Here is a 12,295-nt window from a genome sequence, read left to right as displayed (position 1 = left end):
AAACAGGACTTACGCAGCTACACCACAGATGGTGGCTTGCGGTGCGTTACGCTTCGCTAACGCACCCTACATATCGAGCCTTTGCGTAAGTCCTATTAAAGTGGGTGGGCAATGCCCACCCTACAAGTTTTAATGCCATTAGGCAAATCGACGCCGTAGCAATGGACTAATCAGAACTAACGCGGCGGCGGCAAAGCTAAACAGGACTAAAATAGCCCCACCAAATGTAATTGACGCCCAAGGTGCTTCCATAACCACACTGCCTAACGACCAATTCCCATGGAGGTAGAGATAGCGAATCGGTTCAATCGCATAACTTAAGGGATTGAGACTGGCGACAAGCTGTAACCATTTTGGCATAAAGGATAGCGGCGCTAGAGCAGTGCTGGCAAATAACAGGGGTAAGTTGGTGACAAAAATGACCGCAATTAGTTCAATATGACCCGGAAGCACAAAGGCGAGTCCTAAACTTAATGCTGTCATCCCGATTACCAGCAAGAAAACAATCAGCGCGATCGCACCCAGTCCAGCTATATTAGGAAAACCCGCCCCCATCACCGCGCTGGCGGCGACAATCACCACGGCTTGAATAAAGCTGAGGGCGACGATATAGATAGCGGATGCGGCGACAATGGAGAAGCGAGACGCCAAAGGTGCAACAAGTAAGCGATTAAGAAAGCCAAATTCCCGGTCAAACATCACCGGTAAGCCAGCATTGAGCGCACCAGCGAAGGCGGTAAATACAATTACGCCAGCACTCAAGAATTGGGCATAAGATAAGCTTTCGCCAAAGAGTCCTTTTGGCGCATTTTGAAATAACGCCCCAAACAGAATCAGCCACATCAACGGCTGAATTACCCCAGCGATTAATGTAGATGGGCGTCGTTTTAGTTGGATAAACAGGCGCTTAGTAAGTGCCAATGTTTCTTGGACAAATTCACCGACACCTGCTTTGTCGCTGACGGGGACTTGACTTACCACGTCGGGTTGCCAATTAATTTCCGGTTTTGATGGTGTTACAGTTCCACTCATAATGTTATTGGTTATTGGTTATTGGTTATTGGTCATTTGTCATTTGTCATTGGTCATTCGCCTTATGTACAGTCGGGGTGGGTGTAGGGTGCGTTAGCGTAGCGTAACGCACCATTTCAAACGATAGTAGTGAAACCCGCCCCTACATAATTTCCCCCATCTGACACACCGAGCGAAGTCGAGGTGTTCCCCATCTTCCAGACGTTCCACCGGAACGTCTCTACAACCCCATCTTCCCCCTGCTCCCCCTGCTCTCTCATCATTCCTTCATCCGTTGCTTTTTCTCTGCCTTCACATCTCGTGTTCCCGCCGCCGCGAGTTCAGCATCCATTAAGGTTTGACCCGTGGCAGCTAGGTAGACATCATCTAAACTAGGTCGAGATTGGGCAATGCCAAAGATAGGTAATCCGGCGTCTTTTAAGGATTGCTGAATGTTTGTCAATGCGTCACTTTGGGGTTTGACGACCAAGTTAAGGGAATTTCCTTGCGCCGTATTAATAATCACTTCTTGGACAAAGGGTAACACCTCCAGCTTTTCCTTGGCATTTTGGGCTTCTTCTCGGGGTGAGAATTCCCGGATGCGGAGGGTTATGCGATCGCCTCCTACGTTATCCTTTAACTGAGAGGGCGTACCTTCGGCAATGACCAAGCCTTTGTCGATAATTGCCACGCGATCGGCTAAAATATCTACTTCTTCCAAATAGTGGCTGGTAATAAATATGGTCGTACCCGCGTTTTGCAATTGACGCAGGAAATTCCACACCACAACCCGACTCTCGATATCCAATCCCACCGTGGGTTCATCGAGAACTAACACATCCGGTTTATGGAGTAAGCCGGAGGCTAAATCCAGACGCTTGCGGATTCCGCCGGAGTAGGTTCCTGTCTTTTTATCAGCATACTCCTGCAAGCCCAACACCTCTATCATGGTATTGACCCGCTCTTTGGCAATGTTGCTGGGTAGGTGATATAAATCCGCTTGTAGTTGCAGTAACTCGCGCCCTGTCAACACCTTGTCTAATGCCACTTCCTGGGCGACATAACCGATGCGACGACGGACGGCTCTCGGATTCGCGATCGCAGAAATTCCCGATACCTCAATCTTACCCGCGTCGGGTTTACTTAAGGTACACAGACAGCGAATCGTTGTGGTTTTCCCCGCCCCATTTGGACCGAGTAAGCCAAAAATCTCACCCGGTTCGACGTTCAGGGAGATGTCCTTCACGGCTTCGACATCCCCGTAGTATTTTTTTAGATTCTCGATTAAAACGGCAGCAGCCATATATCGTTCTATACCTGAGTTGGCTATACAAATCTAAACAATTAGCTGTCTTTTCATTTTAAGGGGTTTGTCGGCATTGAGGGGGGGAAGTTTTGCCCCTTCGCTTCGCTAGACGTGCCATAGCGTGTCTGTAGGGGCGGGTTTCACTACTATCGTTTCTTATCTCACAACAAATGTAACTAAACTCGCCCCGACTGTGGGGGGAATTGGGAAAAATACACATTTATTTCAAATTGTCAACCTGCTATGGCTTTAATTTTATAATTGAGGTTGACAAGGAGAAGGGGAGAGAGGAAGAGAGCCAATTAGCTGTATCACGCCACTACAATTTAGCTCAATTCGACTTATTCCGGTTTAATCGAAACAAAAGAAACTGCGTAATCTGTGTTTGATTAAAATTATCATCACTGACTAATACCAAACTCTGACTCCCATCTGGCAACCGTGAACCTAGGGTCATCCCTTCCAGATTATCTAAATAAATTCCCAAAGTACTCAAATCAAGGAGCAATTTTTTCTTCACCGGATCAAGGCGAGAAATATTCCCCTTGAGACTGGCAACATTAGATGTATCGGTTGCCCCACCCAGGGTTAGTTGATAAATTTGGGCGCTGAGTCCAAACAACCCATAACTCCGTTCTAAACTCAGAAAGTGACCTTCTGTATCTAATGCCACTAATTCCGATAAACCATAATCAATTGTCCCTTTGGGGGCGGGAGCCAGTGGATACAAATGTTCCGCTACTAGCATGGGTGGCGCAATATCGCTGATTAAATAATGCAGCAGCCGAATTCGGGGAACCTCGTCTGAATCTGGGGGTAAACTATCTTGAATTAACGCGGATTCCGTTGCTGTAAATAGGCGAAAAGGATCGCCACTAGCCGCCGCTAACGTAATTGGTTCTAAGGTTAATGCTTCAAAGCCTAGGTTCTCTTGTACGCCACGGGGAACTTGTTCCTCTTCTGTAGTATTATTCGGGAGAAAGCGGTCAGGAATTCGCAAGCGTTGCAACGGTTGCCCCGTTTGGCGGTCAAATTCTTGAATAAAGGGTTCAATTCCCTGACTAGGAACCCCTTCAGTGGAAATAAATACGCCACCTTTACCGGATAGGGCGATGCCTTCGGGGTCAATGGTTCCCGCCGGATAGGGTTTGCCGTTTTCGTCTTTGAGAACGGTTACATCCTCCACAGTGACGGATTCAATCCCAATTTCTCCGGCTGAGTCGCGGTTAATCGTCAGCGCTAGGGTGTAAAATCGGGCGGGTGCGAGATTTGACCGATCATCGGATAGTGCCAAAAAACGATCGCGCTCCCGATCATAGGAGAGGGCGGATAAGCCGCCAACGGGAGTATCCTCAAACCTCATCGGTTTGGGCAGTTGATACTCCGCCAAAAAGTCCAAGGATAAATCCAGAAACGTGCGCTGTTCGGCGGTTCTAGCGGTAGAGGGACTACAGCTCGTCGTCAACAGAGTCAATAGCGCGATCGCCACGACGAAGAGTCGAGATAATAGGGGGCGAAATCTATTGACTTTTAATGAATTTTGTGTTAAGCGCTGAATCATAAACAATGTCAAAAGTCTTAGGGTAGGGGTTTCCTTGAGAAACTCTAAGTTGATTTTAAGCGTCAATGGTGATTACGTTGGCAGATAAGATAATAATTAATCAGATTTAAGTTCTGAACTAAAGTTCTCGAAGAGAAGCCACTTTGCGTCTATGGGCTAAAAGCTCACGTCCCGTTCAAACGGGTTAAAAGTCTTTAATGTAGTAAGCTTTAGCTTACTTTAGCTTTCAGCCGGAAATTTATTTCCTGGCTCTCCTTAAAACAGTGTTGCATCTTATACAGCTTAAATTAATGAGAAAAGTTCAACTACTCTTTTGCATAGCGACGCTCTGGTTAGGGTTAAGTGGTGGAACATTAGCCCAACCCGCTGAAACAAATCCACCCAATCCCCTAGAACTGGATACCACTGGTGATCCCCTGCTTCCCAATCCCCCCGTAGAACGCCCTTTAAGCCCCTTAGAACGCCGCCGACTGAGGGAAGATCTCAATCAACTGAATAATCAAGCCGCCGCCGAATTGAGGGCGGGAAATCTAGAAGAGGCGTTTGATATCTGGTATCGAGAAATTCGGTTACGGCGAGTCTTGGGTGGACGATTAGAAGAAGTTAAAACCCTAGGGCGCGTGGGTGAAATTGCTTGGAGTCGGAATGCGAAATCCCAGGTACAGTTAATTACCAAACGCTTAGAAACGATTCAGCAAAACGCTGAGGAAGAAGGGGAGTTAGAGCCAGAAATTTTAGGTGCATTAGGTCAAGCTTATCAACAGGTACGAGTTCCCAGAAACGCCCTAGCTATCTATGAGCAAATTTTAGCCGATGCCCGTCAACAAGGTGATCTGGAAACTCAAGCCGAAACCTTAGAAACAATCGCCCAACTCCACTTAGCTTGGTTTGATTATCCCCAAGCCGCCGCCATTTATGAAGAATTACTGGCAATAGCTCAAGCAAAGCGCGATCGCGTGGCGGAGGTTAACTATCTACAAGAATTGCTCAACATTTATAAACAATCCCAGAAACCCGAAAACGCCCTGCGGATCAAGGAACGGTTAGTGGAAAGTTATCTCAACCAAGAAAACTATACTCAAATTCCCGCCCTAAAAATTGGGATTGGTGCCGACTACGAAGCCCTGAATCAACCCGAACAAGCCTCTCAAAGCTACCAAGAAGCTTATGCACTCGCTTGGTCATCGCAACAGTTTGCTTATGCCAGTGATGCACTCGAAAAATTAGCCCAACTCTATTTATCTTACGACCAACCCGACTATGCACTCCAGGTTTACGAAACATTGATTATTGTGGAACAACAGTCCTACAATTATTATGGCTTGATGCAGGCTTACGATCAAATGGGTCAGATTTATCTCACCCAAAACAAGTATGCCCAAGCCTTAGACGCTTTTCAAAAAGGTCTAGAATTAGCGCGATCATTGCAGTATCGAGAAACCCATTTTGCCCGTCAAATAGAGAAAATTAATCAGGAGGAAACAAGTAATCAGTAATAAATCTACCCTCGAAGAGCGTGAACAGTCAGCAATATGGGCGGGTTTAGGGAATCTGTAGGGACGGGTTTAGGGAATCTGTAGGGGCGGGTTTAGGGAATCTGTAGGGGCGAGTTTAGGGAATCTGTAGGGGCGGGTTTAGGGACTAAAGTCAGCTATTCACCGATAAATGAAAAACAAAACCCGCCCTCCCCACCGATAAATTAACAATAAAACCAATGGGGTATGGAGACTGGGATAACGATAATCATTAAACCTGCTTTTACACAATCAAACCTCAAAACTATTTCGATTTATGTCTACCAAATGTATCCTAGTCATTGACGATGAACCCAATCTTTGCTTAGTGATCCAAGCTTGCCTGGAAACGATTGGCAACTGGCAAGTAATCACGGCTGAATCCGGCAAGAAAGGACTACAGTTAGCCCAAACTGAACAACCTGATGCGATTCTCTTGGATGTGATGATGCCAGATATGGATGGGTTAACCCTATTGAAAGAGTTACGAAAGTCTCCCAGCACCAAAAAAATTCCCGTGATTTTACTCACGGCAAAAGTGTTTAACAACGACATCACTCAATTTGATCAATTGGGTATTGCTGGAGTTATTGCTAAACCCTTTGACCCAATAACGCTAACTAAGGAAGTAACTAAAGTTTTGGACTGGTCATAATCTAAGTATGTGGACACAACAAAAGTTAACGGTAGAGATCGTCATTTGTCATTCGTAAAGGTTTGAGGACTACTAATCCTTAGAAAAAGCCGGCTGATTCATAGAGACGGCGGAGAACAGCCATAATCCGATCGCCATAATTCAAGTCAGCCGACCACCGTCCGCTCAACTGCTGGACGAGGGGTGCAATTCCACGAGTGACAAAGCGAAACCGGGGACTCACCACTTCTTGTACCAAAGGTTCTAAACTGGCGTAGGCTTTTAATTGTTGAATATGGGCGCGAACGCCTAATCGGGCGCTGGGGAATGTCGCCCCCTCCGGATCACCCCCGACTGATCCTAAGCCGCCAAAGTTATTTTGACTGGGTTTCAAGTCACCACCAAAACGGAGAAAGTTCGTTTCCACCATGGCTTGAGAAAACGCAATATCATAATTCACCCCCTCAATGGCGGCTTCTTCGCGGTAAAGCTTGGGTAAGTCGGGAAACTGAGCCAGGGCGTCTTCATTATTGGCTTTGAGAAACATCATTAACTGTACTTCTGACGTATTCCCATGTGCCATAATTCGGTCAATTTGACCCGGACAAATTTGCAAAATTGAACGCAAAATCACCGTCCGTGTCGCCGCATCCCAACCGACTGAAATATTATAATCTCGCAATTCAATCGCTTTAACGTAAACCACTCCCCGATACTGGAGGCGACGAATACCGGGAATCGTGGTTAAATCCACACCCAAGCGATCGGCTAAGTCAATCGGAATATAGGCATTGTTATTGACAATAATGCCCTGCTCTCCATACGTTTGATTATTAATCTTGATATTAATCGAAGGATAAGTAACATCCGTTCCATTTCCTCCCGGTTCCGTTCCCGAAACCGCCCGACTCCACGCCGCTAGTCCATCCGCAATCCCTAACGCCATTTCGCGGCGGCGATTTTGAATAATAAACCGATCCTCTGGATTGGTGAGATAGCCAACCTCCATCAGCAGCGAAGGAAGAATCGTATCGCGGGTAAATGACAGAAACCCCATTCCTGTCGCCGTATCCTGCTTCGCGCCTCGGTTTGGCAATTGGGGAAGGCGTCGCAGCAGTGCGAGGAGGATCAGTTCCGCATGATTTTTGCGTTCGGTGTTATTGGCGATGTAGTAAACCGCCGTTCCTCGGACACTGGGATTCGGGGAAGAACCCGCATGAATTTCCAGCGCCACATCGCCGGGGCGAGAACGCGCATTAATCCATTGGATTGATTCAGTGGAACTCAAGTCATCGGGGACAGAGAGAACCTCAAAGCCACGCGATCGCAACTCCGGGACAATCTGATCCCGCAGCAGAATCATCTGTTGAGCTTCCGTTGTACCGCCTGCGATCGCCCCTAGATCACGTCCCCCTTGTTCAATTCCTCCGTGTCCGGCAGAAATAAAGATTCGTCCCATTAGTTACTTGTCCTCAGCACTGCTCATTCACACTCACTGCCATTAATCCAGAATAAGGATTTCGGAGTCTTTCGGCTAGTGCTTAACCGTATCAGTTTTTGCACACCTCCATCCATAGACGGAAATGGTGTAGAAACCTAGCCCACCCTCTCTGGGAGCCAGAGATAGTGTTACCATCAATAGTTAAATGTGGTTTTCATCTAGGCGATCGGCTATGGCTAAACGCAAAAAGCACAATCTCCAATGGATCAAGGAAACCCTAGAGCTAAAAGAAGACCACAACTGGACATCCAAGCCAGGACATCGGATCTTCGTAGCAGGGCGAGGAGCATTACGCTTTGATGTTCCCGAAGATTGGCATTTTGAACCGGATACCAAGTCGTTTCGGTTTCTGGACAACAAGCCACCCAACGATGATTGTCGCTTAGAAGCGTCCTATAATCTACTCCCCCCAGGCGACTGGGCTGAATTTCCCCTGGTTTCTTTATTAAAGCGAGTGGTTCGAGATGATGAGCGGAATATAACGGAGAAGGGCGAAATTATTGAACTAAAGCGCCAAACTGCCCGCATTGTCTGGACTCAATTCAAATTTATTGACCCTAACGAAAACCGCGACGCCTATTCCCGCATCTGCATTGGGTTAGGTTCTGGCGTTCAATGTTTGATTACATTTGACTACTGGGTAGATGATGCAGAGCGTTTGAACCCTGTATGGGACACGGTGATGGACTCTTTAGTGCTGGGGTTATTTATCCGCGATCCCAGAACCGGATTCGCCTTCCCAGATTAGTCTCCGCTTTTGATATCTTTCAGATCCCCGACTTCTTGAAGAAGTCGGGGATCTTACCCATACCCAGTCGGGGAAGTCGGGGATCTTACCCATACCCAATCGGGGAAGTCGGGGATTTTACTCATCCAGCAACAGTCGTTTGAAACCAACGCTATTGGGCAAATCACCATCTGTTAAAAACTGCTGATACGTTAACTCTCCCTCGATCTGCGCTCTGAGCAACTCTGTCTTAGGTAACGTTCCTTTGCGTAACCCAGCATATTCCAAATAACTGGAAAACTCCCATTCTTCAGCCTGCTGCACCAGTCCAGCTTTCACTGGATTAAGATGAATATAGCGACACAGATGAATCAAATACTCGGTTTGGTCAACATGGATACTGTGGAACCGCCCCTGAAATAATACCCCAACCCGATTGAAGCGTCGATTAATGGCTTTTGTATAGGAGAGTGACAGTGATTTCATCGCGTCAGATAAGGTTTCATCTCTCAGGTACACTAAGAAATGATAATGATTAGGCATAAGACAGTAAACAACAACATCGACTCCATTGCTCGTAAGATACTGCCGCACTAATCTGAGAAAATAAACATAGTTCTCTCGCTCAAAAAAAATTCTTTGGTAATTGTTCCCTCGGTTGTAGATATGATAAAAATTGCCGATTTGTAATGGAATCCGTCTTCGCGGCATGGGTAGTCTCCCCTCTGACCCAGATCGGCGACTTCTTGAAGTCGGGGTTCTAAATTTAATTAGTCACCTATTATAACGGAAATTTGAGTCCCTGATCAGTTAGCCCAGATCTAGCCCAGATCCCCGACTTCTCAAAGAAGTCGGGGATCTAATATCTAAGAGTTTGGGTTGAGGTGCAGATCAATCCAACTCTGGTCAAAGATCAATTCATAAATACGGTTATGAACTCTCAGAGAACCCTGTTCCTTAATAACTATTCCCGACAAAAGCAACTCCCTTTCTTCTAGACTATCCACTGAGGCGACTTCTGCTTGACACAAAATTTGTCGATAGAGTTCTAGTAGCCGAACCGATCGCTTACTATTGAGGAGGCGATCGCGAATCGTCCTCAAATGTTCGGGTTCATCCTGGGATTCCCAATTCTCGATAACCCGCGATCGCACTAAATTGTCTATCCATTCAGCTTCTCTGTTAGTCGGGATACCCACTGAAGCACTGCGGATCAGTTTACAGAGCTTCTGGGTCAAAAAAGGCTGACCACTCGTCCAGGATAAAATCTCTTTGAGAACGGTTTGAGGACTGCTCACTTTGTCAGTCAATCCTTGCAGCAAAGGTTGGGCTTCATGCTCTTTAAAGCCCTCCAGTTGAATCGCCTGACCAATATTAAAAGGGGTTCTGTAGTAATCAGTAATTAAATCTGAGGGGGTGACGACTCCCAAGAGAACCCATGTTAAACGTCGATACTCTGGATTGATACTGCGCTGGTTATAGTAGGAGCGAATCAGAGCAAAAAAGTCATTCACTGGAAAATTCAAGCCTAATACAATGTCAATTTCATCAATAAAAACGACCAGGTTTGCTGGAGAACTATTATCGGCTTGAGTCACTTCACCCAGCAAAATCTCTTCAATGAATTGACTCAACCGCTGAAGGGGAGAAATATCTCCTTGCTCCTGCCACCACGTTTTTAGATTCACCTTTCTTAGCAAACCAAAACTTCGCCATAACTCTACGGTCAATCCCTTATACCATTGCTCAGGCGTAACATTTTCGCTGCCAATGCGGGTCAAATCAATCGCCCCGCAGCTAAATCCCTCATGCTGGAGGTGACGCATCATGCGTACCATCAGGCTTGACTTACCCATCTGGCGGGGATTGAGAATATAACAAAACTCCCCGCGTTTCAATGCCTTATAGAGATAATGATCGGCAGAACGCACCACATAAGTAGGAGCATCCATCGGCAAACTTCCCCCACTTGATAGTCAAAAGTAGAGGCTTGTTCAGCACTTTTGAGTAACTTGTTTTCAAAAATTAATTCCGCTTGAGTTGCTTGGAGAACCTCTAACGTTTGTGACAGTTCTTGAGTGCGTTCGACGACTTTTTGTTCTAGAGTATGACTGTAATCGGCTAATTCATTTTTTGCCTGTTGTAGGGCAACATTTTTTCGTTTGATTTCGTGGGTAAACTGAACTCGTTCGGCTTCTGAACGTCTACGTTCGCTAATGTCTTGAAAAGCAGCTATAGCATAAGCAATTTGACCCTGTTCATCAAAAATTGGCGTCGCCCACACTTCTAAGGGAATAATCCTGTCCCCTTGATGGATATCCATATTATCAACCGTCACACTTTCGCCATTCAATGCTCGCAAAATGGGCTGATTTTCGGTTGGGTACAACTGCTGTGTTCCTGCTAGATAGGCTTGATAAACTTCGTTTAATTGAGCGACTGTCGTTTCGGTAACAATCCCCTTACCCAGAATTTGTTGTGCGGTTTGATTTGCATAGTGAGATTGTCCGTCGGCATTAACAACAAACACGCCCACGGGGACAGCCTCCAAAAATTGAGCGGTTCTCTTTTCACTTTCGCGTAACTCTATTTCCGCCCGTTGGCGATCAATGATTTCTTGTTGCAAATTCAAGTGGGTTTTGATCCGGGCGAGTAATTCTTCCTTAGCAATTGGCTTGCTCAGATAATCATTCGCTCCCGTTTCCAATCCAGTAACCAAATCAGAAAGGCGATTTTTAGCCGTCAACAGCACAATCGGCAGTTCGTAAAGTTGCCAGGAAGAACGAATTTTTTGCGTCACTTCATAGCCGGTCATTCTCGGCATCATCACATCTAGCAAAATCAGATCAGGTTTGACAGCATTTTCCAGAGCCGCTAGCGCTTCCGCACCCGATGAAGCTTGGGTAATCTGATAGTTGTGCAACGATAAATAGTTGACTAAAACCTGTCGATTCACCAACTCGTCATCTACAATCAAGATGTGCCATGCTTCTGGTTTTGGACGGTTTAAATCCTGAACCTTAAACCCGTCCGTTCCCTCCATTTGAATTTGAGAGTTTGGCGGCGAGTCTATTCCACACTCCGAATTTTGAAACCGCTGATTGGCTGCTTCTCCCACCGTAACGTTTTCCGAATTCACCATCGAGGTCTGTTCAAATTGATAGCGTTCTGATTCGGGATTCATAGCTAATTCAGTTGGGCTGTCCTCTCGGAAACCGTCCGAAATGGGTAAAGTAAAAATAAACCGCGATCCCACACCAACCGTTGATTCAACACTAATTTTTCCCCGATGCAATTCGACTAACTTTTTGGTCACGGCTAACCCTAAACCCGTGCCGCCATAGACTCGATCCGTAGACCCTTCTGCCTGTTCAAACGATTCAAAAATTCGCTCTAATTTCTGATCTGGGATGCCAATACCCGTGTCGCGAACCGAGATAACCAGATCAGTATCGACTAATTCGGCGGCGATTTCTACACTGCCCCTGTCAGTAAACTTAATCGCATTGCCCACCAAATTATACAGAATTTGTTGGAGGCGATTCTCATCAGCGTTGGCTGAGGGCAAATCCGCCGGAATTCGATTAATAAGTTGCAACTCCTTTTGTCCAATCAGAGGCTGACTGTGAGTCAGCACGATTTCAGCCACTTCCCGCATTCCTATCGGTTTAAGTTGGAGCTGAATATCTTTGTGTCTAATTTTAGAAAAATCTAAAATATCATTGACTAAATTGCTTAAACGCCGACCACTAGCAATAATTAAATTTAGATTGAAGCGAGTTTGTTGAGGGAGCGAACCTGTAGCTCCCTCCATTAACGTCTCAGCAATGCCAATAATCCCATTGAGGGGAGTGCGGAGTTCGTGGGATGTATTGGCGAGAAACTCATCTTTCAATCGATCGTAAGGATTCAGGGGTCGTGGAAATCCGATGAAGGGGGAAGGCTTCGCCTGGTTTTGGCTATGATGTCGAGTACAGCAGTTTGGCAGAGGCTCCCGGCTTGCCCCTTTTGCTCCGGCACGGGGAGAACTACCTGAGTAGG

Annotated in this window: 10 protein-coding genes; 3 read left to right on the top strand and 7 right to left on the bottom strand. The window is 46.3% G+C overall.

Annotated elements, in window-relative coordinates; all coding sequences use genetic code 11:
* Nucleotides 1–138 precede the first annotated feature (138 nt).
* The 3 genes from RIG66_RS22820 to RIG66_RS22810 form a co-directional block, all read right to left on the bottom strand.
* Nucleotides 139–1,032, bottom strand: a complete 894-nt coding sequence (locus RIG66_RS22820; protein WP_446381006.1) for an ABC transporter permease — start codon at nt 1,030–1,032, stop codon at nt 139–141.
* A gap of 259 nt (nt 1,033–1,291) precedes the next feature.
* A complete protein-coding gene (locus tag RIG66_RS22815; RefSeq protein WP_446381005.1) occupies nt 1,292–2,314 on the bottom strand; it encodes an ATP-binding cassette domain-containing protein in 1,023 nt (340 codons plus the stop codon).
* A 334-nt stretch (nt 2,315–2,648) separates the two neighbouring features.
* Nucleotides 2,649–3,878, bottom strand: coding sequence for an esterase-like activity of phytase family protein (locus tag RIG66_RS22810; RefSeq protein ID WP_446381004.1), 1,230 nt, complete (start codon nt 3,876–3,878; stop codon nt 2,649–2,651).
* Between the two features lie 290 nt (nt 3,879–4,168).
* On the opposite strand from RIG66_RS22810, the gene RIG66_RS22805 reads away from it, so the two are divergent.
* Entirely contained in the window at nt 4,169–5,374 is a 1,206-nt protein-coding gene (locus tag RIG66_RS22805; protein ID WP_446381003.1) for a tetratricopeptide repeat protein, read from the top strand.
* Between the two features lie 295 nt (nt 5,375–5,669).
* Nucleotides 5,670–6,047 carry a response regulator gene (locus RIG66_RS22800; protein WP_446381002.1) on the top strand — a complete coding sequence of 126 codons (378 nt, stop codon included), beginning with the start codon at nt 5,670–5,672 and terminating at the stop codon, nt 6,045–6,047.
* A 79-nt stretch (nt 6,048–6,126) separates the two neighbouring features.
* Here the strand turns inward: RIG66_RS22800 and tftA are convergent, their stop codons facing one another.
* Nucleotides 6,127–7,485: a hormogonium tapered terminus morphoprotein TftA gene (gene tftA / locus RIG66_RS22795; protein WP_446381001.1), complete on the bottom strand. Its 1,359-nt coding sequence runs from the start codon at nt 7,483–7,485 to the stop codon at nt 6,127–6,129.
* Between the two features lie 214 nt (nt 7,486–7,699).
* Here tftA and RIG66_RS22790 point away from each other — a divergent pair, with 214 nt between their 5' ends.
* Nucleotides 7,700–8,275: a hypothetical protein gene (locus RIG66_RS22790; protein WP_446362103.1), complete on the top strand. Its 576-nt coding sequence runs from the start codon at nt 7,700–7,702 to the stop codon at nt 8,273–8,275.
* A gap of 117 nt (nt 8,276–8,392) precedes the next feature.
* Here RIG66_RS22790 and RIG66_RS22785 read toward each other — a convergent pair whose 3' ends face one another.
* From RIG66_RS22785 to RIG66_RS22775, 3 genes are all read right to left on the bottom strand, one after another.
* The gene (locus RIG66_RS22785; protein ID WP_446381000.1) at nt 8,393–8,965 is read right to left on the bottom strand and encodes a transposase; all 573 of its coding nucleotides are present in this window, start codon (nt 8,963–8,965) and stop codon (nt 8,393–8,395) included.
* Between the two features lie 155 nt (nt 8,966–9,120).
* A complete protein-coding gene (locus RIG66_RS22780) occupies nt 9,121–10,206 on the bottom strand; it encodes an AAA-like domain-containing protein (RefSeq protein WP_446380999.1) in 1,086 nt (361 codons plus the stop codon).
* A partial coding sequence (locus tag RIG66_RS22775; protein WP_446380998.1) for an ATP-binding protein occupies nt 10,149–12,295 on the bottom strand: 2,147 nt, incomplete at its 5' end. The genes RIG66_RS22780 and RIG66_RS22775, both read right to left, overlap by 58 nt.

This window comes from Coleofasciculus sp. E2-BRE-01, from assembly GCF_040221695.1.
In the GTDB taxonomy this organism is placed as follows: Bacteria; Cyanobacteriota; Cyanobacteriia; order Cyanobacteriales; family Coleofasciculaceae; genus Coleofasciculus.
Note: the sequence above shows the minus strand (reverse complement) of the source record. Positions and strands in the feature narration are given on the sequence as shown.